At 69.0% G+C, this 21,256-nt stretch carries 18 protein-coding genes; 4 read left to right on the top strand and 14 right to left on the bottom strand.

Annotated elements, in window-relative coordinates; genetic code table 11:
- Position 1: 1 nt before the first annotated feature.
- The 8 genes from OG219_RS41770 to OG219_RS41735 are packed head-to-tail and all read right to left on the bottom strand — an operon-like array spanning position 2 to position 9,061.
- Entirely contained in the window at positions 2-1,372 is a 1,371-nt protein-coding gene (locus OG219_RS41770) for an MmgE/PrpD family protein (protein ID WP_266835708.1), read from the bottom strand.
- A gap of 24 nt (positions 1,373-1,396) precedes the next feature.
- On the bottom strand, positions 1,397-3,004 hold the full coding sequence (locus OG219_RS41765) for a thiamine pyrophosphate-binding protein (RefSeq protein ID WP_266835707.1): 1,608 nt from the start codon (positions 3,002-3,004) through the stop codon (positions 1,397-1,399).
- A 1-nt stretch (position 3,005) separates the two neighbouring features.
- Complete coding sequence (gene tcuB / locus OG219_RS41760; RefSeq protein WP_266835706.1) at positions 3,006-4,013, bottom strand: tricarballylate utilization 4Fe-4S protein TcuB; 1,008 nt, start codon at positions 4,011-4,013, stop codon at positions 3,006-3,008.
- Complete coding sequence (tcuA, locus tag OG219_RS41755) at positions 4,000-5,388, bottom strand: FAD-dependent tricarballylate dehydrogenase TcuA (protein WP_266835705.1); 1,389 nt, start codon at positions 5,386-5,388, stop codon at positions 4,000-4,002. The genes tcuB and tcuA overlap by 14 nt, the downstream gene beginning before the upstream one ends.
- The gene (locus tag OG219_RS41750; protein ID WP_266835704.1) at positions 5,385-6,410 is read right to left on the bottom strand and encodes an ABC transporter substrate-binding protein; all 1,026 of its coding nucleotides are present in this window, start codon (positions 6,408-6,410) and stop codon (positions 5,385-5,387) included. The genes tcuA and OG219_RS41750 overlap by 4 nt, the downstream gene beginning before the upstream one ends.
- Positions 6,407-7,342, bottom strand: coding sequence for an ABC transporter permease (locus OG219_RS41745; protein ID WP_266835703.1), 936 nt, complete (start codon positions 7,340-7,342; stop codon positions 6,407-6,409). The genes OG219_RS41750 and OG219_RS41745 overlap by 4 nt, the downstream gene beginning before the upstream one ends.
- On the bottom strand, positions 7,339-8,100 hold the full coding sequence (locus OG219_RS41740) for an ABC transporter ATP-binding protein (RefSeq protein ID WP_266835702.1): 762 nt from the start codon (positions 8,098-8,100) through the stop codon (positions 7,339-7,341). The genes OG219_RS41745 and OG219_RS41740 overlap by 4 nt, the downstream gene beginning before the upstream one ends.
- Positions 8,101-8,119: 19 nt before the next feature.
- On the bottom strand, positions 8,120-9,061 hold the full coding sequence (locus OG219_RS41735) for a DUF6282 family protein (protein WP_266835701.1): 942 nt from the start codon (positions 9,059-9,061) through the stop codon (positions 8,120-8,122).
- Between the two features lie 146 nt (positions 9,062-9,207).
- On the opposite strand from OG219_RS41735, the gene OG219_RS41730 reads away from it, so the two are divergent.
- The 3 genes from OG219_RS41730 to OG219_RS41720 all read left to right on the top strand — a co-directional run bounded on the left by OG219_RS41730 (position 9,208) and on the right by OG219_RS41720 (position 12,197).
- On the top strand, positions 9,208-9,990 hold the full coding sequence (locus OG219_RS41730) for an NAD(P)-dependent oxidoreductase (RefSeq protein WP_266835700.1): 783 nt from the start codon (positions 9,208-9,210) through the stop codon (positions 9,988-9,990).
- Between the two features lie 127 nt (positions 9,991-10,117).
- Positions 10,118-11,125 carry an NAD(P)H-dependent glycerol-3-phosphate dehydrogenase gene (locus OG219_RS41725; protein ID WP_266835699.1) on the top strand — a complete coding sequence of 336 codons (1,008 nt, stop codon included), beginning with the start codon at positions 10,118-10,120 and terminating at the stop codon, positions 11,123-11,125.
- A 100-nt stretch (positions 11,126-11,225) separates the two neighbouring features.
- Positions 11,226-12,197 carry an NAD(P)-dependent alcohol dehydrogenase gene (locus OG219_RS41720; RefSeq protein ID WP_266835698.1) on the top strand — a complete coding sequence of 324 codons (972 nt, stop codon included), beginning with the start codon at positions 11,226-11,228 and terminating at the stop codon, positions 12,195-12,197.
- Between the two features lie 28 nt (positions 12,198-12,225).
- On the opposite strand, the gene OG219_RS41715 is transcribed toward OG219_RS41720, so the two are convergent.
- Positions 12,226-13,686 (bottom strand): glycoside hydrolase family 76 protein, encoded by a 1,461-nt coding sequence (locus OG219_RS41715; protein ID WP_266835697.1) that lies wholly within the window; start codon positions 13,684-13,686, stop codon positions 12,226-12,228.
- 34 nt (positions 13,687-13,720) lie between these two features.
- Complete coding sequence (locus OG219_RS41710) at positions 13,721-15,352, bottom strand: alpha-galactosidase (protein WP_266835696.1); 1,632 nt, start codon at positions 15,350-15,352, stop codon at positions 13,721-13,723.
- Between the two features lie 225 nt (positions 15,353-15,577).
- Between OG219_RS41710 and OG219_RS41705 the strand changes: the two genes are divergently transcribed.
- Positions 15,578-16,780 (top strand): glycoside hydrolase family 76 protein, encoded by a 1,203-nt coding sequence (locus tag OG219_RS41705; RefSeq protein WP_266835695.1) that lies wholly within the window; start codon positions 15,578-15,580, stop codon positions 16,778-16,780.
- Here the strand turns inward: OG219_RS41705 and OG219_RS41700 are convergent.
- The 4 genes from OG219_RS41700 to OG219_RS41685 all read right to left on the bottom strand — a co-directional run bounded on the left by OG219_RS41700 (position 16,774) and on the right by OG219_RS41685 (position 21,220).
- On the bottom strand, positions 16,774-17,775 hold the full coding sequence (locus OG219_RS41700; protein ID WP_266835694.1) for a LacI family DNA-binding transcriptional regulator: 1,002 nt from the start codon (positions 17,773-17,775) through the stop codon (positions 16,774-16,776). The genes OG219_RS41705 and OG219_RS41700 overlap by 7 nt on opposite strands.
- Positions 17,776-17,999: 224 nt before the next feature.
- A complete protein-coding gene (locus OG219_RS41695; RefSeq protein ID WP_266835693.1) occupies positions 18,000-19,295 on the bottom strand; it encodes an ABC transporter substrate-binding protein in 1,296 nt (431 codons plus the stop codon).
- Between the two features lie 40 nt (positions 19,296-19,335).
- Positions 19,336-20,256: a carbohydrate ABC transporter permease gene (locus tag OG219_RS41690; RefSeq protein WP_266835692.1), complete on the bottom strand. Its 921-nt coding sequence runs from the start codon at positions 20,254-20,256 to the stop codon at positions 19,336-19,338.
- Positions 20,246-21,220, bottom strand: coding sequence for a carbohydrate ABC transporter permease (locus OG219_RS41685; protein WP_266835691.1), 975 nt, complete (start codon positions 21,218-21,220; stop codon positions 20,246-20,248). The genes OG219_RS41690 and OG219_RS41685 overlap by 11 nt, the downstream gene beginning before the upstream one ends.
- Positions 21,221-21,256: the final 36 nt, after the last annotated feature.

Genomic DNA, 21,256 nt, shown 5'->3' with positions numbered 1-21,256 from the left:
CTCAATCACCTTCCGCAGGTGTCCGGCGTCGGGTTCCATCAGCTGCCCCCCAGTCCAGAGCACTCATCCGGGTGAGAGCCGGCAGCTTCCACAGCGTGCTCGCGATCGACTCGGCCCGCGACCGGCCGACGACCGGGGGCACGAGTTCGTCGAACTTGTCACGCAACTCCCGGTCGCTCAGGGGGTCTTCGGGGTCGCCCTTGCGGGTGAGCCGCAGCCGTTCGTACGAGGCGCCCTGCCGGTCGGTGACCCGTACGCGGGCGGCCCGGCGCCCGGGGGCCATCATGTCCAGCTCCGGATCGACCCGTGTCGTGGTACGGGCCATGAGGTCCCGGATCGCCGGATCCCGCAACGCCTCGGGTTCGAAGGCGCGCAGCCGGACGCTGCCGAGGACCAGCGCGGCGGCGACGGTGTAGGCCAGGCTGAACCGGGCCTCGCCGGGCTCGCGGGGGTCGGCCCGGCCGGCTACGCGGGTGGCGGTCTCGTAGGTCTCGATCTCGATGCCGATGATGTCCTCCACCCGGGGGCCGTCGGCGCGCAGTTCGAGGGCGGCGTCGATCGCGGCGAACGTGTGCCCGCAGCAGGCGTGGTACTTCACCGTCGTCGCCGTGACGCAGAACGGATCGCCCAGGCCGGTGACCGAGAGGTCGGTGATCCCGGCGGTGGCGACGCCGAAACCGGCCGGTCCCTCAAGGACGTCCAAAGCGCCGGCGAGACCCCTCTCGGCGGCGAGCGCGGCCACCACCCCGGCTTCGGCCGCATGCCCCGAGTGCAGCGGCTTGCCCGTGGACGGCGACCGGAAGGTCTGCTGGAGCCCGGCGGCCATGGTCGCGGCGAGTGCCAGCGCGCCCGCGAACCGGACGGTGTCCAGTTGGAGCAGCTCCGCCGCCGCGGCCGCCGCGCCGAAGGTGCCCACCGTCCCTGTGGTGTGCCAATGGCGGTAGTGGGCCGGCCCGACGGCGAGCGCGATCCGCGCACCGATCTCGTAGCCGATGGTCACGGCGCGGAGGAAGTCCTCGCCGGAGACGTCGAGTTGGTCGGCGACCGCGAACGCCGCGGCGACGGTCGGGGCACCGGGGTGGTAGAACGCGTCGCGGTAGATGTCGTCGAGTTCCGCGGCATGCGCCGCGGTCCCGTTGAGCAGCGCCGCGGTCCGCACATCGGTGTCCTGCCCCGAGGGGATGAGCCGGGCGGGCCCGGGACCTGGGCCGAGCGCCTCGGTCAGACCGCGGGCGGCCGGCGTGACAGAGCCCGGGACCGTGGCCGAGACCCAGTCCACGACCGCACGCACGGCCGCGTGCCGTACGTCCTCCTCGATCGGCGTCGCCCGCTGGGCGGCCGCGAACTCGGCGAGTTGCTCGACGACAGTCATGCCGGCTCCCTGCGCGACTAGAACCTAGAACTGGGCCTCGTACTGGGCGGGGTCGATACGTGCCTCGATGAGCAGCGGCCTGGTCAGCCCGGTGAGCCCGGCCGTGGCCTTCTCCAGCTCGGCCACCGAGGTCACGCGCACCCCGTCGCAGCCCATCGAGCCCGCGAGCGCGACCAAGTCGATGTCGTCCAGCCGGGTCGCCGTGCTCGGATAGCCGAGGGCCCGCTGTTTGAGCTCGATGCGGTTGAGGCTGCCGTCGACGAACACCACCACCGCGAGCCGGAGTTGACGCGCGGCGGCCAGCCGCAGTTCGGTCGCGGCCATCGCGAAGCCTCCGTCGCCGATCAGCGCGACGACGGGAACCTCGCCGAGTGTCATCTGAGCGGCGATCGCGCCGGGGAGCCCGAGCCCCATCGCGGACAGGCCGTTGCTCATGAGGACGCTGCGGGGCCGGCGTGTCTGCCAGCCCTGGCCGACGAGGAGTTTGTGCGAGCCGACATCACAGGTGACGACGGTTTCGGGGGGTGCACTCGCGCGTACGACGTCGATGACGTCGGTGGGGTTGAGGCGGCCGGTGACCCGGCCCGAGTAGTAGGCCGCGCGGAGCCGGTCGCGGTGCGCCGCGACATCCCGCTCCGCCCATCGGGGCTCGCCCCGCCACCCGTCGGCGAGCCAGTCCAGGCTCGCGGAGACGTCTCCGATCACCTCGCAGTCGCTGGGGTAGATCTGATCGACGTTGGGCGTGGTGTCCACATGCAGGACCGGTACGGCGAGCGACCACGGCTTGATCAGCTCGACCGGGTCGAATCCGGCGGTGACGACGAGGTCGCTGCCCGCCAGGAATTCCCACACAACCTGGTTGCACGCCATGTCGAGGACACCGGCGAAGAGCGGATGGTCCTCGGGGAACACGCCCTTGGCCATCGGAGACACCACCACGGGGGCTCCGACCCCCTCCGCCAGCCGGATCAGGGCGCCGGACGCGCCGCATCGGGTGGCTCCGGCCCCGGCCAGCAGCACCGGACGCCGGGCGGAGCGCAGCACCGCCGCGGGGTCCCGGCCGCCGGGAACCAGATGGACCCGGACTCCCCCGCCCGCCCCGTCGAGCGGCGGCGGCCTGATCGCGCCATCGGGTGCGGACGCGGCGAACGTCTCGGCGGAGCCGGTGAGATGGACCGCCCCCGGCCGTTCGGCGACGGCCAGGCGGAGCGCTTTGCGCATCACCGTGTCGACGGACGCGGGGTGAATCCGGCCGGCCCACTTGGCGACCGGCGAGAAGAGCAGTTTGTGGTCCACCACCTGGTGGGTGACGAAGTCCTCACGTCCGGGGTCGATCTGGCCGGAGACCGCCAGGAGCGGTACCCGGTCCCAGGTGGCTGCGGCCACTCCGTTGACGATCGCGGTCGAACCGGGCCCCAGCGTCGACAGACAGACCCCGGGTCGCCCGGTCACCATCGCGTAGGCCTCGGCCATGAACACCGCGGTGCCCTCACGGCTGCCGAGAACGACTTCGACGTCGACGGCGCGCATCGCCTCCATCAGTTCGATGACCGGGTCTCCCGGGTAGGCGAACGCGAACCGAACCCCTGCGGCACGGACGTAACCGGCCACCACCGCGGCGCTGTTGCTCATGTCATCGCTCCAGGTTGTCGTGGTGGATGGAGAGCGTCCGGAAGATCCCGTGGACGAACTTGGTGTACGGGGCGATCCCGAACGCGACGACCACCGCGGCGACATGGAGGAGGAGCAGGGGGCCGAAGGCGACGGTCTCCCTCAGGAGCATCGTGAGCATCCCGGAGGCGGCGAGGACGAGCAGCGCCCACAGGAAGCCGCTGCCGCCGCGCCGCATCCACAGCCCGGTCCCCCCGACGATCATGGCGATCCCGCCGATACTGCCGCTGATGACGGGGACGGACAGATAGGGGTAGGGGGGATGCTCGCCGAGCACGTTCTGCAGGTACGACGCCGCCGTCGTGGAGACGACGCAGAGCCCGAAGCCGTACACCAGCACCAGATGGAATCCGCGCCTGCCGGGTACCTCACATCCCGCGCCACCCCCGGTCATGTGCTTGAGGTGGACGGCCTGCGTGAACGTCGTCAGCCATACGCGGAGCCGGCACAGGTCGGCGAGGCGGCCATGGATCTCGCGCCAGTAACTGAGCGCCGCCCAGGTGAACATGGCGACAGCCCACAGGCTCGGCGCCCCCACCGCGATCAGCATCGGTACGTGCGGAAGAATCTCGTACGGGTCTCCGGGCACGTCCGCCACCACGAAAGCGCGACCGGTGAACAGGTAGGACATCAGGGCGAGTACGAGGCAGGCCACGCCGAAGGCGACGCCCGTCGCCAACCGTCCCGGCGCGCGGTGCGGCCAGACATGGCGTCGGTACGTCTCCGCCCGGACCTCGGTGAAAACCTTCGGGGGGTCCACCGCGAACTCGTGCGGCGGAGCGTACATACAGGCGCTGAGACAGTCGCCGCAGTCGTGGCAGAGGTTGGCGAGGTGGGTGATGTCCGAGAGCTCCAGCTCGGTCCGCAGTTCCAGTGCCGGCCAGACGGGGCAGTAACCGGCGCAGTAGCGGCACGAGTTGCAGATGGTGAGCTGGCGTCCGGCCTCTTCGAACAGGTCATCCAAGGACATGGCGAGCCGCCTCCCGTCCCGCGATGCGACCCCACACGGTGCCGATGGTCATGCCGAATCCGGCGAGGTATCCGGTGGAGAGGACGTTCCCCGACATGATCTCGCCGGCGGCGAAGACGTTGCGGAAGACCCCGCCGTCCACCCTGCGCACCCGGGCCTGGTCGGTGACCGCGACGCCGAGATAGGTGAAGGTGATTCCGGGTCGCATCGGTACGGCGTGGTAGGGCGGGGTGTCGAGGCGCTGGGCCCAGTTGCTCTTCGGCGGGTCGAGCCCGGCGGTGGCCCTGCCGTCCGGCTGGGCCATGGTGAAGGCCCGGGACGGGGCGCCGCCGCGGTCGACCGCCGCGTTGAAGTCGCCGACGGTCTCGGCCGCGGCTCGCTTGTCCAACCCCAGCAGCTCGGCGAGTTCCTCGATCGTCTCCGCCGTGTACGTGCCGTACATGGGTGGCAGGAAGGCCCCTTGGACCTTGGCGTCCCACAGGGCGTAGGCGATCTGACCGGGTTGCAGGGCGATGTTCCGTCCCCAGATCGCGTACCGCTTGGGCCAGATGTCCTCGCCCTCGTCGTAGAAGCGGCGGCCGTCCCGGTTGACCACGATGCCGAAGGGGATGGAGTCGATGCGGGTGGCGATTCCGCCGTCGTACTTAGGGCCCCGGGCGTCCACCGCGACGGCGTGGAACCCCCTTTCCTCACCTGCGCGTTGGGCGCCGGCGTCGAGTAACTCCCGCAGCACTCCCCCATCGTTGTACGACGGCCCGCGCACATGGAAGCCCTTTGCCGCCTCGCCCCAATAGCGGCCCAGCCAGGCGAGGTTGGCCTCGAAGCCGCCGCTCGCGCAGATCACGGAGGCCGCCCGGATGCGGTGCCCGTCCTCGGTGAGCACGCCGGTGCAGGAGTCGCCCTCGAACTCCAGGCACGTGACCGTACGCTCGTACTCGATGCTCACCGACGCCCGCTCGGCGGTCCGGTAGTAGGAGTTGAGCAGTGCCTTGCCGCCGCCGAGGAAGAACCTGTTGGTGCGGGCCAGGTTGAGCGTGCCGGTGAGGGCCCGCTGCCAGTGGGCGCCGTGGGCTGCCATCCAGTCGGGTGCGTACGTCGATTGACGGACCGTCAGTTCGGCGAGGCGCTCGTCGCTCGGCCCGTCGCCGACTCCGCAGAGGTCGTTCCAGAGCTCGGCGAAGGGATAGGGGCCGGTGGTGAACGCGTCGCCGGTGTCGTGCGCGCAGCGGATGTTGCGGGTGTGCCTGCTGTTGCCGCCGCGGAAGACCACGGGCGCTCGCTCCAGCACCAGCACCCGGGCTCCGGCGTCGGCGGCGGTCAGCGCGCTCACAATTGCCGCGTTGCCACCGCCGATGACGAGGACGTCCGGGTTCACTGTTCGCGCAGGTTCGCGGGGACGAGCCGGTCGTAGCCGGGATCCTTCTCGATGAGGCCGGAGAACTTGTGGAACTCGACCGCGGCGTCGAAGGAGGAGCGCTTGAAGCCGTTCGTGGTGGGGATCTCGTCCTTCAGCTGAGGGAGCAGCGCGTCGAGGGTCGCGTCGGGCATTCCACTGCGGTATTCGGCGAGCAGTTTCTTCAGCTCGGCGGAGTCCCCTCCGTGGATGTCGCCCCTCGCCCGTACGAGCGCTCTCTGGAAGGCGGCTATCTCCTTGGCCTTGTCCTTCAGGATGCCCTGGGTGGTGAAGATGACCCCGTGGGACGCGTTGACCAGGCCGGGGATGTCACCGCGGGCCGGGGAGATGTAGGTGGTGCCGACGTCGGTCCCCTCCGCCTGCTGGGCGAGCGGCTGGGCGAAGGAGAGGGCGTCGACCTGGCCGCCCTTGAGCGCCCCGAGCGCCGCGGGGGGTTCGCTGCCGAGGTTGACGAGTTCGGCGTCCTTCTTCGCATCCATCCCGCCCTTGGTGAAGAGGTAGACGACCAGCGCCTCGGTGCCGCTGCCCGGCCCGGTGATGCCGATCTTCTTGCCGCGCAGTGCCGCGATCCGCTTCTCCAGCGGGGCGTCGGCCGCGGCACCCTCGAACTTCGTGCCGGTGATGATGTCGATGTAGTACTTGTCGACCAGGTTGGCGACGAGTCGGATGTCGCTCTGGATCTGGGACAGCTTCAGGACGTCGGTCATCACCGAACCGCCGAGTTCGATGCTGCCGGACTTCAGCGCGGCCGCCACCTTGGAGCCGTTGCCGAGGATCGGCGGATCCCCGAAGGTGACGCCCTCCTCCTTGAAGTAGCCCTTCTTGGTCGCGATGAACATCGGGAAGAACGCGATCGACGTACTGACCTGACCCACCGCCAGCTTGCCGACCGCCGTCGAGGCGCCGGACTCGGCGCAGCCGGCGCCGGTCAGCGTGACGGCTCCGGTCGCGAGGAGACTCTTGACGAGTTGCCGACGGTTCATTTCCGGACCTCCAGAGGCTTCCAGCGGTTGGCCCTGCGGTCGAGCATTCCGACGATCAGGTTGAGGACCGTGGCGATGGTCCCGAGCACGACGAGCGTGGCGAAGACGCCCGCCGTGTCGAAGTTGGCCGCCGCGTCGCTGATCAGATAGCCCAACCCCCGGTTGGAGGCGACCAGTTCACCGATCACCGCACCGATCAGCGAGTACGGGACGGCGACCTTGAGTCCGGTGAGCAGACCGGTCATCGAACCGGGCAGGACGACCTTCCACACGACTTCACGGCGACGGCCTCCCATCAGGCGGACCGCGTCGATCAGTCCCCGGTCGACCTCCCGCACGCCCACGGCGGTGTTGAGGAAGACCAGGAAGTACACGGTGACGGCGGCGAGCAGCACTTTCATCTGGAGGCCGATGCCGAACCAGACGATGAACAGCGGCGCGAGCGCCACCTTCGGCAACGAGTACAGCGCCACCATGAACGGGTCGATCACCCGGTAGAAGGTGGGCAGGGAAGCCAGCACGAACCCCGTGAGCGCGCCGGACCCGGCGCCGAGTGCGAACCCGAGGATGACCTCCTGGAGGGTGACCCAGGTGTTGGACCAGAGCAGGCCGTCCTGATGCCATTCGACCAGCCGGTGCATGACGTCGAGCGGCCGGCTGGTGAAGGTGACGTCGAACAGGCGGCCTGCGGACAGCTGCCAGGCGACCAGCAGCACCGCGACGAAGACCAGCCGCCCGCCCCAGATGATCACCTGGCTGCCGTGCTTGTCCCACCAGGTGCGGTTCAAGGGGATGGTGACCGACTGACCGGTGTTCTTCTCGGCGCCCATCGGTGTCTTCTCCGAGGGATTCTCGGGGGTCCCCGGGGTCTTCGAGGTCTTCGGGGTCTTCTCGGGGGGCGTCTCGGGGGTCATCTCGTCCACCGTGCTCATTGCGCCTCCCGGAGCGCCGCGGTCATCTCCTTGTGCAGGCTGACGAAGCGCGGATCCACCCGCAGTTCGTCGGCGTCGCGCGGCCTCGGCAGGTCGATCGCCTTGTCCAGGACCACCCGGCCGACCCGGCCGAGCACCACGATCCGGTCGCCGAGCAGCAGCGCCTCCTCGATGTCATGTGTCACGAACACCACGGTCTGCCCGCTGCCCTGCCACAGCCGCAGCAACTCGGCCTGCAGAACGGAACGGAGCTGCGCGTCGAGTGCGCCGAAGGGCTCGTCGAGCAGCAGAACCTCGGGGTCACCGGCGAGCATCCGGGCAAGGCTCGCCCGGCGCCGCATGCCGCCGGACAGTTCGCGCGGGTAGTGGCGTTCGAACCCGGTGAGGCCGACCCGCTCGATGAGATCCGCTGCGCGTTCCCGACGGTCCTTCGCCTCAACGCCCTTGATCTCCAAGGGCATCTCGATGTTGCGGCGGACGTCGCGCCACGGCATGAGGGTGTCGGACTGGGTCATGTAGCCGACGTCGGTACGTGGACCGGACACCGGCTCGTCCCGGAACGTGACGACACCCGAAGTAGGGGCCATGAGCCCGGACATCACGTTCAGCATGGTCGACTTGCCACAGCCGCTGCGGCCGAGAACCGTGATGAAGCAGCCCTCCTCGATCCCGAGACTCAGGTCGCGCAACGCCACGATCCCCATGTCGTCCTTGACGAACTGCTTGTTCAGCTCGCGGACCTCCAGGACGCTGTTCATCGTTCGTCCTCCTCAGCGCTCATCGGTCCTTCACCGCACCCGCGAGCCACCGCGTGTTGTCCACGGCCATGGTTCGTATCTCCCCTTCGGTGAAGCCCGCGGCGAGCAACCGGTCGGCGAGGAGCGCCAGGCCGTCCTCCACCGGAGGGTTGAAGGGCTGTCCGAGATCGCTGGAGAGCACGGAGTGCTCCGGGCCGACCGCCCTGATGTTCTCCAGCCACAGATCCCAGGAGACCTTGCCGGTGTACGGGGTGGTGAAGCACCGTTCGAGCAGGGCCCCCCGGGCGGCGAGTGCGCGCTGGCGTTCCACGCCCACCCGCTGGGAGGTGAACTCCGGGTGGGTGACCACGATCCGCCGTACGCCCTCCTCGACCGCGGCGTCCACGACGGCGGCGATCTCGTCGGAGCTGAGATGGCCGGTGGCGAGCGTCATGTCGTGCGCCGCGATCACCCTGAGCACCTGGCGGGTGAGCTCCAGCGCCCTGCCGTCCGGCCCGACCACGTCGACCGGGTCGGCCGCCATGCCGGCGTCCCGTAACTCTTCCTGGAGCTGAGCCCACATGGGCGGCTTGGCACCCTCGGGATCGCTCGCTGTGCAAGCCCGTTGGTTGGCGCTGTCCACGGTCGGCAGCCAGACGAACTGAGCGCCGCCGCGACCGGCGATCTCCACGGCGATCGGATTCATACCGCCCACCGAGGCGTTCAGGGTGATCGCCCCGACCGCGCCGAAGCCGGGCACGGCGTTGCGCACCACCTCGGCCCGTTCCGTGGTCGGCACGTAGTGCGACTTGAGTACGAATCCGGTGAGGCCGACCTCGGTGAACCGGGACGCGAGGGTCAGATCGTCCACGCGGCGCTTCATCAGGTCGGGCGAGATGTGGACGTGGATGTCGTAGGCCGCCGCGACGAGTTGGCGGGCGTGATCGGACGGTGTCGGATGCCTGGCTGGTCGGTCGGTCACGCCGCCTCCCTGTTGCCAATTTGGTAAACCGGATTGTTAACATTAAGGAAGAGGGCGTCAATGAGTTGCGCAGAAAGTGCCCGCTCCGGTTTCCGACCGCCGGCCAGAACCCACCGCCCATGACGCAGATGACGAGAAGGGGCGCCGTGGATTCCACCGTCGTTCAGGACCTTCGTATCGCCGTACTCGGCCTGGGCGAGGCGGGCGGCGCCATCGCGCGCGATCTGGTCGCCGCGGGCGTTCGCGTGCACGGCTACGACCCGAAGGTTCCGGCGCCCCCAGGGGTGGTGGACACAGGCAGCGAGGCGGAGGCGGCCGCGGGCAGCGACCTCGTACTGAGCGTCAACAGCGCCTCGGCCGCCGTGGACGCCCTCCGCGCGGGCCTTGCCGGAACACCCCCCGGCTGCCTGTGGGCCGATCTCAACACCGCGTCTCCCGGAGTGAAGCGGCACCTCGGCGAGATCGCCGCGGACGCCGACCTCGGGTTCGCCGACGTATCTCTGATGGCGACCGTGCCCGGGAAGGGCCTGCGCACGCCGATGCTCGTCTCCGGAGCGGGGGCCGGACGCTACGCCGCGATGCTCCACCCCCTCGGCGCCAGGGTGGACGTGCTCGAAGGGCCGGCGGGGCTGGCTGCCGAACGCAAGCTGCTGCGCAGCGTGTTCTACAAGGGCATGGCAGCGGCCGCCGTCGAGGCTCTCGCGGCGGCCCGGGCCGCCGGCTGCGAGGACTGGCTACGGGAGAACATCGCCGAGGAGCTGACCCGCGCGGACGCCGCGACCCTCGATCGGCTCCTCGAAGGCAGTCAACGACACGCCAAGCGCCGAACCGTCGAAATGCAGGCCGCCGCCGACATGCTCACCGACCTCGATGTGCTCCCGCTGATCGCGACTGCCAGCAGGGATCTCCTGCGTGGGCTGGCCCGCTAGGAGGGCGTGAGGACACCGGCGTCCGCTGTGCCGCGTTGATCTTCATGGGCCCTCCGCCGACGAGTTGGTCGACCGACGTATGGCCTGGATAGGCTGCCCGGGACCAGCGCAGAAGGAGAACCAGCAGATGGCTCGGGTTGCGGTGCTCTCGGCGGGCTCGTGGGGTACGACCATGGCGGCCCTGTTCGCCGACGCCGGCAACGAAGTCCTCGTGCACGCCCGGCGGTCCGAGATCGCCGACGCGATCAACACGCGCCACGAGAACCCTGCCTACCTGCCGGACATCGTCCTCCCGGACACTCTCCGCGCCACCACCGACCCCGTAGAGGCCCTCACCGACGCCGACCTGGTGATCCTTTCGATCCCCGCCCAGACCCTCCGCGACAACCTCGCCACCTGGGCCCCGCTCATCGAGCCGCACGCCGTGCTGATCAGCCTCATGAAGGGCGTCGAGACCCACTCCGGACTGCGGATGAGCCAGGTGATCACGCAGGTCACCGGAGTCCCCGACGAGCGCGTCGCGGTCATCTCCGGCCCGAACCTCGCCCGGGAGATCGCCGCCCGCCGGCCCGCCGCTTCCGTGATCGCGTGCCCCGACGAGACCGCCGCCAAGAACATCCAGGCCGCCTGCCACACCCCCTACTTCCGGCCCTACACCGCCACCGACGTCGTCGGCTGCGAACTCGGCGGCGCCGTGAAGAACGTGATCGCCCTGGCGGTGGGGCTCGCCACCGGCATGGGCCTCGGCGACAACGCGAGAGCACTGCTCATCACCCGCGGCCTCGCCGAGACAGCCCGCCTCGGAACCGCCCTCGGCGCCGACCCGCTGACGTTCTCCGGACTCGCGGGCGCGGGCGACCTCATGGCCACCTGCTCCTCACCGCTGTCCCGCAACAGAACCTTCGGCGAACACCTGGGCCAGGGCCTGACGGTCGCCGAGGCAACCGCCGCCACCAGCCAGACCGCCGAGGGAGTCAAGTCCTGCCAGGCGATCCTCGACCTGGCCCGCGGCCACGGCATCGAGATGCCCATCACCGAACTCGTCGCATCCGTCATCGACGGACGGACCACCGTCAAGGAAGCGGCCGGCATGCTCATGGCGCGCACACCGAAGCCCGAGCGGTACGACATCTGAAGACGAGCGGCGGTCACCGGTCCCGACGGCCCGGTCATCCGCGAACAGCCCAGCTCGTACGACGGTGTGGGGCGCCGGACATTGCCGCTAAGGTCCGTTCATGAGAGCAGCGGCGCACAGCCGGTACGGGCCACCGGACGTGGTCCGTATCGCCACGGTGGACAAGCCCTCGATCGGGGACCTCGACGTTCTCGTCCAGGTGCACGCGACCACGGCCAACCGGACGGACTGCGCCTACCGGGCGGCCAGGCCCTTCTTCATGCGGATGCTCACCGGCCTTGCCCGGCCGCGGCGGACCGTGCTCGGGACCGAGTACGCGGGAGTGGTGGAAGCGGTCGGCAGCGGCGTCACGACCTTCGCGGTCGGCGACCGGGTGTTCGGGTACAACGAGGGCGCGTGCGGAACCCACGCCGAGTATCTGTCGGTTCCGCACGGTGGAGCCATCGCAACGATGCCGGACGGCGTGACCTTCGAGGAGGCCGCTCCCGGTACGGAGGGCTCGCACTACGCGATGGCGTTCCTCAGGAAGGCGGGTGTCCGGGCAGGACAGGACGTCCTCGTCCACGGGGCGACCGGCGGCATCGGCTCGGCGGCGGTGCAGCTCCTGAAGCATCGCGGGGCGGTCGTGACGGCGGTGTGTGACACGGCGCACCTGGAGCTGGTGAAGGGCCTGGGCGCGGACCGGGTCGTCGACTACACGGCCCAGGACTTCACCAGGGACGAGCAGCGCTACGACGCGGTGTTCGACGCGGTCGGCAAGAGCACGTTCGGCCGCTGCAGGCGGCTGCTGAAACCCGGCGGGGTGTATCTGTCCTCGGAACTGGGCCCCTGGTGCCAGAACCTGCTCCTGCCGCTCGTCACGCCCCTGTTCCGCGGCAGGAAGGTGAAGTTCCCCTTTCCGAAGCAGGACCAGGAGATGGTGAGGTACTTCCGCGACCTGATGGAGGCGGGCGAGTTCAGGCCGGTCATCGACCGACGCTACCCGTTGGAGCAGATCGTCGACGCCTACCGGTACGTCGAGACCGGACAGAAGATCGGCAACGTCGTCGTCACCGTCGTACCGCCCAACTGACCTCATCCGCCTCCTTTCTGATGCCTCGTCAATTAACCGCGTTCATCAGGTCGAGGGCACTCTGCTGGCGGGCGGCGTCGGTGGAGTCCAGCGGTCCGGCCCAGTGCAGCCCGTACGCGTCGAGGGCGTTGCGGTCGTTCGCGTACGCGGCGTCGGCCTGCCGCCGGACGTACGACGTGTAGGGCCGGTCGGACAGCCGGGCGTTGAAGGCGCTCAACCCCCGGACGTACGCCCCCTTGAACGACGGGCCGTCGCCGCCGCAGCCGCTCGTCTCGCACGGCTCCCGCAGGATTCCGCCCGGGTTGAGGAACGCGGACGAGGTCGAGGCGTCACCGATCTGGCGGCCGGCGGTGAGCAGGGCGGAGTCCCCGGTCGCCCGGTACAGCTCCGAGAGTCCGCCGAGCAGCACGCCCTGGTTGTACGACCAGGTGGTGTCGCCGTTGTTGCCGCAGGTCGACAGGTTGATGCCGTCGTTGACCAGATGGGAACTGTTGATCATGCCGGTGCCCTTGAACCACGCCCACTCGGCGTTGGCCCGGCCGAGATACACCGTGTCGCCCGCGATGCGGTTGTGCAGGGCGGCGTTCAGCTCCAGGTAGAGGGAGTTGGCGATGGCGTTCTTGTAGGTCTTGGCGGTGCTCCACCACACGCCACCGCCGCACGTGGAGTCCCAGTACCGCGCCATGTAGTCGGCGTCGGCGCGGGCGGTGTTGAGGTATCTGCTGTCGCCGGTGAGGTCGTACGCGGCGACCCAGGCAAGCCCCCACCACCCCGTGTCGTCGATGTAGTCGTTGCGGAACTGGCCGCCCTGCGCGCTCAGTTGGCGGTCGTAGGTGTTGGCGATGGCGTACTTGTAGCTGGGCATTCCAGTGACGCGGATGTTGTCGATGAGGGCGGTCAGGGCGTTGGCCGAGTTCCACCAGCCGGTGGTGTCGAACAGGCCGGTGGAGTTGTTGTACGACTGCATCAGCGCGGTGGCCGCAGCCGTGGGGCGGCTGTACGCGTTCCAGGTCGTCCGGGCCCAGGCCGTGCAGGCGATCTCGGGACGGTCACCGGCCTTGCCGCAGGCGCGCAGGGCGCCGACACCGAGGTTGCCCCAGTCGTCGACGTTGTACATCAGGGTGCGCCAACCGCTCTGCCCCGAGGGGATGGTGGTGTCACCGAGCTTGCTCCCCGAGGCCCAGGTGCGGCCACCGTCGAAGGAGCGGTCGAGCCAGACCTCATCGCCCGGGCTCCCGTTGGCGATCGAGGCCCAGCCCATGGCGTCGTTGTCGTCGAAGTGCAGCGCGATGCTGCGGGAGTAGATGGTGGCGGTGACCGGCTGCCGGTCCCCCGGGGACAGGGCCGGGTCGCGTGCGTCGCAGTACTTGTTGCAGATCGTCGCCTTGGGGGCAGCGGTCGCGACGCCGGTGGTGAGCGGGATCAGCAGGGCCAGGGCGGCGATCAGGCCGGTCCCGATTCTCCGGATGCGTCTTGCTGCTGAGGTCATGCCGACTCCAGGGGGTGGTGGGGGATGCGGGAGGTCAGCCCAGGCGCCACTGCTGGTTGGCGCCGCCGTTGCAGGTCCAGAGTTCGAGCTCGGTGCCGTTGACGTTGCCGGCGGCCTGGTCGCCGCCGGTGACGTCGAGGCAGAGTCCCGACTGGGTTCCGGTGACAGTGCCGTTGGGGTTGAGGCTCCACTTCTGGTTGGCGCCCCCGGTACAGGTGTTGAGCTGCACCTTGGTGCCGGCGTTGGTCCCGTTGTCGCGGGCGTCCAGGCACTGCGTACCGCCGTAGAGCCGCAGTTCACCGGCGGCGGTGATGGTCACGGCCTGGTTGGCGCCGCCTCCGCAGTCCCAGATCTCGATCTTGGTGCCGGGGGCGGTCCGGTTGTCGTACGCGTCCAGGCAGCGGTTGGAGGAGGCACCGACCAGCGGATGGGTGCTGCCGACGCTGGTGCCGCTGCCCACGGAGACCCGGTACATGACCGAGCCGTGGCCGGGGACGCTTGCGGAGATGGTTCCGCTCGTGCTGCTCACGACCTTGGACCAGAGGTTGTTGAGCCGGTAGGAGGAGGCCGCGGGGAGACCGGCCGCGGTGGCGGAGGTGCTGATGGTGGCGGCGGATGCATTCTCGTTGAAGAGGACCACCGACCGGTCGCCGTTCGCCAGTTGCTTGGTCAGCACATGGAGGCCTCCCGAGGAGGAGATCTCGGTGCCCTGCCTGCCCAGGGAGTCCTGGTCCACGGCGATGACGTCTCTGTTGCCGTAGAGGGAGAGGGTGGCGGCGGAGGCCGTGCGCATGTCGTTCCCGGCGATCAGCGGCGCGGCCATCTCGGCCCACAGGCTGAAGTGGGAGCGGTCCTCGTTGAACGACATGCCTCTGCCGACTTCCAGCATGTCCGGGTCGTTCCAGGCGCCGGGCTTGGCGTACGGGGCCAGCTTGACGTTGGCCTTGAAGATCGACACCACGGTGGAGAAGTTGAGGTTGATGTCGTCGGTGGTGCGCCAGCTGTTCCCGACCCCCGCACCCCAGGTCCACACGTCGGCCAGGCCCCAGTTGCAGAGGCTGTAGACGATGGGGCGGCCGGTGTTCGCGAGGGCGTCGCGCATGGCGGTGTAGCGCTGCTGGTCGGGCACGTTCTGGTGGTTGCAGTTGTCGTACTTGAGGTAGTCGACGCCCCAGGCGGCGAAGCTGTTGGCGTCGGTCTGCTCATGGCCGAGGCTGCCGGGGTAGCCGGCGCAGGTGGCACTTCCGGCGCTCTCGTAGATGCCGAGCTTGAGGCCCTTGCCGTGCACGTAGGCGGCGGTGCCGCTGATACCGCTGGGGAACTTGACCGGGTCGGGCACCAGTTGGCCCGCGGAGCTGCGGGTCGAGGCCATCCAGCAGTCGTCGATATTGACGTAGATGTAGCCGGCGTCCTTGAGTCCGGAGGAGACGAGGTAGTCCGCGGTCTGCTTGACCAGTTCCTCACTGACGTTGCAACCGAAGGCGTTCCAGTCGTTCCAGCCCATCGGGGGCGTCCTGGCCAGGCCGTTGTCGAGTGCCTGGGCGCGGGGTGCGGTACCGAGGACGAGCAGGGGCGGCGCGAGCACGAGAAGCAGGAGCAGCACGAGCGCTGTACTCAGCGGCCCCAGGGATCTCGACCGTCTTGACGGTCTTGCAGAGATGGTCATGTCGCTGTCTCCTGCGTGCCTGTGGGGGGCGGACGGGACAACCTGCGCGGACCTCTGGAAACGTATCCATCGCGAAGGTGCCACCACCCCGGTTCACGCGTCAATGGTCTGGGCCAAATCCGTCACACCCGCCAACTACTGCATCTGTTCGGACCGTTGACGACTTCATAGCGCCATGACAACGTTTCCATCACCCCGCACCCGTATCCGAATGGAGACGTTCCCATGCGCAGGTACCCCTCCCGCCGGGCACTGGTCGGCTCCGGTCTGACGGCCCTGGCCACAGCCACCATGACAACGGCCTCCACCGGAAACGCGGCCGCCGCGGGCAGCGGCCACGCGGCGGACTCGGAACTCCGTTCCCGCGCACTGTCCCGCGCCAGAGCCGCCTACGCCGCCCTGGAAAGACACTTCGGCACGACGGACGGATCCGGACTGGTCCGTGAGCAGTATCCGGCGGCCTCGGGCGACCGTCCGTACTCCTTCGAATGGCCCTTCTCCCAGGTGCACATCGCCGCTCTGGACCTCGCGGCGGTGGACAAGGCGTACGAGTCGGAACTGACCGTCCGCGCGAAGGCCCAGGAGCACTACTGGAACGCCGGCGGAGGCACCACCGGGCTGCCCGGATACGACTCCTATCCCCGCGCCCCCTACGGCACGGGCGGCGACATGTTCTACGACGACAACGAGTGGGTCGGCCTGGCGAAGGTCCAGCGCCACCTGCAGACCGGGGATCCCGCCGCGCTGGCCCGCGCGAAGGAGATCTTCGAACTCGTCCGGTCCGGCTGGGACACCGACACCACCCACGCCGCACCCGGCGGCGTCTTCTGGACCCAGGCGACCTGGAGCCACGACCGCAACACCGTCTCCAACATGCCGGGCGCCCAACTCGCCCTGCGCCTCCACCTGATCACCGGCGAGAGCGGCTACCTCGACTGGGCGAGACGGTTCTACGACTGGACGAACACCCATCTGCAGACCCCGGGCGGACTGTACTGGGACCATCTCGACCTCCAGGGCACGATCGAGAAGACGGTGTGGTCGTACAACCAGGGCGTGCCGGTCGGCGTCAACGTCCTGCTCCACCGGGCGACCCGCGACCGTGTCTACCTGCGCCGGGCCGAGCGGATCGCCGAGGCGGCGTACGCCTACTACGTCACGCAGGGACGGCTGTTCAGCCAGCCGGTGTTCTTCAACTCGATCTTCTTCAAGAATCTGCTGCTCTTGGAGTCGGTGTCAGGGGACGGCAGATACCACCGCGCCATGGCCGACTACGCCGACCAGGTGTGGTCCACCATGCGCGATCCCGCGACCGGGCTTGTGCACTTCAACTCGTCCGGCGGCACGGAGGCGATCCAGCAGGCGGCCTTCGCCCAGCTCTACGCCGTGCTCGCGTGGCCGCCCGCCCTCTGGCCGACCCTTTACTGAGCCTGAGGCTGGGGGCCGAGTTCGCCGGTGCCCCGGGCGATGAGCCGCACCGGCAGCACGGTCCTGCGTGAGGGGGCGCCCTCGCCGTTGATGCGGTCGATGAGCAAGTGCGCGGCGTGGCGGCCGAGTTCCTCGGTGTCGGAGGTGACCACCGTGACCGGGGTCGGGAGCATGTCGGCCAGTTTGAAGTCGTCGAACCCCACCACCGCGACGGGCGCCCGTAGTTGCTGGCTGGCCCGCAGGACGCCCTCGGTGAGGAAGCCCGTGGTCGAGAAGATCGCCGTCGGCGGCTCCGCCGACGTCAGCAGGGCGTGGGTGGCGGCGGCGGCGTCTTCGGTGGTGCCGCGCCGCAGGGTGACGACCAGGTCGTCGTCGGCGGGGATGCCGCTGCGCCGCAGGGCCTTGCGGTAGCCGCGCAGTCTGCGGCCGGTGGTGTAGTACGAGGGCGCGACAAGGATCGCGATCCGGCGGTGGCCGTGGTCGATGAGGTGCTGGGTCGCCGCCGCTCCCCCGCCCTCGTTGTCGACCACGACGACATCGGCCTCGGCGCCGGTGGCGGGCCGGTCGACGAAGACGATGGGCACGTGGTCGTGGGCGTTGACCTCGTTGAGGAAGGCGTGGTCGCCCTGGTCGGGCACGATGATGAGCCCGGCCACCCGCCGCCCGATGAGCTCGCCCACCGCACGGCGCTCGACTTCCGGGTCCTCGTCGGCGGTGCTGAGGAGCACCGCGTACCCCGCCCGGTTCGCCACGTCCACGGCCGCCTTCGCCAGGGACGCGTAGAAGGGGTTGGTCAGGTCACCGAGCAGCAGCCCGACGGTCATGGAGTTCTGCCCGGGGCGGAGCGAGCGCGCGATCTCGTTGCGCTGGTAACCGATGGCGTTGATGGCGGCGTTGACCCGGTCGGCCGTCTCCTCGCGGACCGCGCCGATGCCGTTGACGACGCGCGAAACGGTGACGAGGGCGACGCCGGCCCGCTCTGCGACATCGCGCATCGTCGGCCTGGTGCTCTGGCGCTGCGTAGGACGACTGCTCACGTGGGGCGGAGACCAACTTTCATCGCCGGGGCGGCCGGGTGATCGCCCTCAGGATACGTTTCCGGATCCGGGCCTGAGCGCTCCGCTGGATATGCGGTTCGTTTGCCGCGGGTCGGTGGGGGCTGGTCGCGCAGTTCCCCGCGCCCCTTACGGGGCGCGGTTCCGCACTTCGCCAGATGCGCTCAGCCGTTGCTCTTGATCACGTCGTTGATCTTGTCGGTCATGGTCTGCAGATCGGACAGCGGCTTCTTGCCCTGGAGGATGTCCGGCCAGTACGCCGTGATCACGTCGTTGGACTGGCTGGCCCACTGCGTGGTGAAGCGCACGCCCGTGTTCAGCGGGGCGTCCAGGTCCGCCTTGACGGTGGACGCCACGGTCGTCAACCCGGCCTTGCCCAGGGCGTCGAAGTACGCGTCCTGCGCGCCGGTGTAGGCAGGCACGGCCACGGGCGACTCCGGAAGCACCTTGGTCCACACGGTGGAGTTGAGGTACGAGAGGACCTTGAAGGTGGCGTCCGCGTTCTTGGTGTACGACGGGGTGCAGATGCCCACCGCGTCGTACAGGGTGGCCGCCTTGTCGACCTGGGGCAGGGGCGCGAAGCCGTACTCGATCTTCGGCTTGTCGGTGAGGAACCCGGCGGCCAGCCACTGACCGCTCCACAGCATCGGGATCTCTCCCGCGGCGAACAGGGACTGCTGGCTGGAGATGTCGTAGCCGGGAGGCGCCACGGCACCGCTCTTGATGCCCGCCACGAGTTTGCCGACGCCCTCGGTGTAGGTCGCGTCGGCGGTCACCTTCGTGGGCTGGTGGACGCTGTCGGTGAAGGGGGCGCCACCGGCGGACTGGGAGTAGAGGCTGAGGCTGAAGGGCGCGTCCAGAGCGGTCATGGCGTCGGCGACCAGGCCGTACTTGGCACCCTTCTTGTGCAGCTTGTCGGCTGCCGCGTACATCTCGTCCCAGGTCCAGCCGGCCGCGGGCAGGGTTACTCCGGCGGCCTTGAAGGCGTCGATGTCGTACCAGATGCCGTAGGTGTTCATCAGGGAGGGGACTCCGCCGATCTTGCCGTCGGCGGTCGTCCAGTTCTTCATGGCCGTCGGGACGAAGCTGCCGGTGGTGAAGTCACCGGAGCCGGACAGCCTTTCGGACCAGTCGGTGAGCAAGCCCTGCCCTGTGTACTGCAGTTCGGTGTCGTTGCCGCACCAGAACAGGTCGGGCAGCTTCTTGGCCTGGGTGAGGGAGGCGAGCTTGTCCCCGTAGTTGCCGTTGGGTGTGTCGATGCGCTTGACCGTGATGTCGGGGTCGTTGAAGCCGGCCAGAGCCTTGTCGATGAGCTGGTTGGTCGCGTTCGACTCCCAGGTCATCACGGTGACCGTCGTCTTCCCTCCGGACTCGTTGCCCGAGGAGCCGCCGCAGGCGGACGTGGCCAGCAGTCCGCCTGCCGCGAGGAGCACTCCGGCGGCGTGCAGTGTTCGTTTCAACGTGGCCTCCTGGTAGGCGAGTTGGGTAGCAGGGTGCGGGTCAGCGCTGGTTGACGGTGCCCAGTGCGCTCAGACCTTGGATGAAGTAGCGCTGGGCCACGAAGAACACGGCCAGTGGGGGGAGCATGTAGAGCAGGTTCGCGGCCATGTAGAGGTTCCAGTCCGGGGTCTGGCCGGCGAACTGGGAGACGAAGGAGGCCATGCCCACGCTCAGCGGCCACTTCTCGGACGAGTACAGGTAGATGAGCGGGTTCAGGTAGTCGTTCCACGACAGCTGGAAGGCCAGGATGGCCATGGTGATCCAGGCCGGCCGGGTGATGGGGAGCATGACGCTGAAGAAGATCCGGATGTGTCCGGCGCCGTCCACCTTGGCGGCCTCGTCGATGGAGTAGGGCACCGACAGGAAGTACTGGCGGGCGAGGAAGATGAACAGCGGATTGCCGCCCAGGAAGGCCGGCACGATCAGCGGCAGCCAGGTGTCGTACCAGCCGATGTCCTTGAAGAGCTGGAACAGCGGGATGATGCCGACCACCGGGGGCAGCATCATGGAGCCGACGAAGACGTAGAACCAGAGCCTGCGGCCCGGGAAGCGGAGCCGGGCCAGGGCGTATCCGGTCATCATCGAGGTCAGGACGCCGCCGATCACCGAAAGACCGGTGATGACAAAGGAGTTCAGCAGCAGGCGGGGGAAATGGATCGCCTTCGGTCCGTCGATGAAGTTCTCGAAGTGGAACTCGTCGGGCAGCAGCCGGGGCGGTACCTGGAAGACCGCCGAGTGGCCCTTCAGGGCGATGGTGAGCATCCACAGGATGGGCATGACCATCACCGAGGAGATCAGCAGCGCGACGGCGTACCAGGACGCGGTCCGCACCGCCTTCCGGGGCGGCCGGGGCGCACGCGTGGCGGCGGGCGGTCGAGGGGACGTCGCCGGCTCCGGGGCCGTCGTGACGTCAGGAGACATGGTCACTGTAGGTCCAGACGGAGGAGAAGCGGGCGGTGGCGGCGATCACGACGACGATGACCAGGAAGAGCACCCACACCTGGGCGGAGGCGTAGCCGAAGTCGGCGACCCGGCCGAGCGTGGGGAAGCCGTTGTTGTAGATCGACAGCATCAGGACCCTGGTGCTGAATCCGGGTCCGCCCAGTCCGTCCGGCGAGAGGATCTTCGGCTGGTTGAACGTCTGCAGGGCGGTCACCAGTTGGAGCACGACCTGTAGCACCATGATCGGGCTGATCAGCGGCAGGGTGATCCGGAAGAACATGGTCCTGGGGCCGGCGCCGTCGATGCGGGCGGCCTCGTAGAGCTCGGTGGGCACCGCCTGGAGCGCGGCCAGAAAGATGATCATCGTGGAGCCGACGCTCCACAGCATGACGATCACGATCGACGGCATCGCTGAGTTCGAACCCGACAGCCACTCGCTGGTGGGGAGGTGAAGCCACGTCAGCACCTGGTTGGCCAGGCCGACTTGAGGGTTGAAGACGAACTTCCACAGCGTGATCGTGGCGACCACCGGCAGCACCACCGGAAGGTAGACCAGGGTGCGCAGGAGGCGGACGCCGCGGATGCGCCGGTTGCAGAACACCGCCAGCGCAAGGCCGATGACCAGCGACGCCGGCACATACAGGACGACGAGGAGCAGGGTGGCGCGCACCGAGGGCCAGAACGACGGGTCGGTGGTGAACATCCTGCGGAAGTTGTCGAGGCCGACGAAGGTCGGGGCGGTCAGGCCGTTGTACCGCGTCAGCGCGAAGTAGGCCGAGCGGATCAGCGGGTAGACGACGAAGACCGTGAAGCCGATGAGCGCCGGCGCCATGAACGCGTACGCGGCCCGGGTGTCCGAACCGAGCTTCCCTCCTCGACGCCATGAGCGGCGCGGCGACAAATGCGGCGGTCGGTGCGGCTGCTGGTGCGAAGTGGCTGTCACACGGGCTCACCTTCTCCTCCGAGGAGTTGCCGATGA

It is taken from the genome of Streptomyces sp. NBC_00038 (assembly GCF_026343635.1).
In the GTDB taxonomy this organism is placed as follows: Bacteria; Actinomycetota; Actinomycetes; order Streptomycetales; family Streptomycetaceae; genus Streptomyces.
This window is presented reverse-complemented; position numbering and strand designations above follow the sequence as displayed.

What these genes read in the sequence shown, in the direction of transcription:
- OG219_RS41700 (WP_266835694.1), bottom strand. Translation starts at nt 17,775, where the DNA reads ATGCGCGATGTCGCAGAGCGGGCCGGCGTCGCCCTCGTCACCGTTTCG.
- tcuB (WP_266835706.1), bottom strand. Translation starts at nt 4,013, where the DNA reads ATGTCCTTGGATGACCTGTTCGAAGAGGCCGGACGCCAGCTCACCATC.
- OG219_RS41720 (WP_266835698.1), top strand. Translation starts at nt 11,226, where the DNA reads ATGAGAGCAGCGGCGCACAGCCGGTACGGGCCACCGGACGTGGTCCGT.
- OG219_RS41745 (WP_266835703.1), bottom strand. Translation starts at nt 7,342, where the DNA reads ATGAGCACGGTGGACGAGATGACCCCCGAGACGCCCCCCGAGAAGACC.
- OG219_RS41715 (WP_266835697.1), bottom strand. Translation starts at nt 13,686, where the DNA reads ATGACCTCAGCAGCAAGACGCATCCGGAGAATCGGGACCGGCCTGATC.
- OG219_RS41765 (WP_266835707.1), bottom strand. Translation starts at nt 3,004, where the DNA reads ATGAGCAACAGCGCCGCGGTGGTGGCCGGTTACGTCCGTGCCGCAGGG.
- OG219_RS41750 (WP_266835704.1), bottom strand. Translation starts at nt 6,410, where the DNA reads ATGAACCGTCGGCAACTCGTCAAGAGTCTCCTCGCGACCGGAGCCGTC.
- OG219_RS41705 (WP_266835695.1), top strand. Translation starts at nt 15,578, where the DNA reads ATGCGCAGGTACCCCTCCCGCCGGGCACTGGTCGGCTCCGGTCTGACG.
- OG219_RS41770 (WP_266835708.1), bottom strand. Translation starts at nt 1,372, where the DNA reads ATGACTGTCGTCGAGCAACTCGCCGAGTTCGCGGCCGCCCAGCGGGCG.
- OG219_RS41710 (WP_266835696.1), bottom strand. Translation starts at nt 15,352, where the DNA reads ATGACCATCTCTGCAAGACCGTCAAGACGGTCGAGATCCCTGGGGCCG.
- OG219_RS41740 (WP_266835702.1), bottom strand. Translation starts at nt 8,100, where the DNA reads ATGAACAGCGTCCTGGAGGTCCGCGAGCTGAACAAGCAGTTCGTCAAG.
- OG219_RS41690 (WP_266835692.1), bottom strand. Translation starts at nt 20,256, where the DNA reads ATGTCTCCTGACGTCACGACGGCCCCGGAGCCGGCGACGTCCCCTCGA.
- OG219_RS41725 (WP_266835699.1), top strand. Translation starts at nt 10,118, where the DNA reads ATGGCTCGGGTTGCGGTGCTCTCGGCGGGCTCGTGGGGTACGACCATG.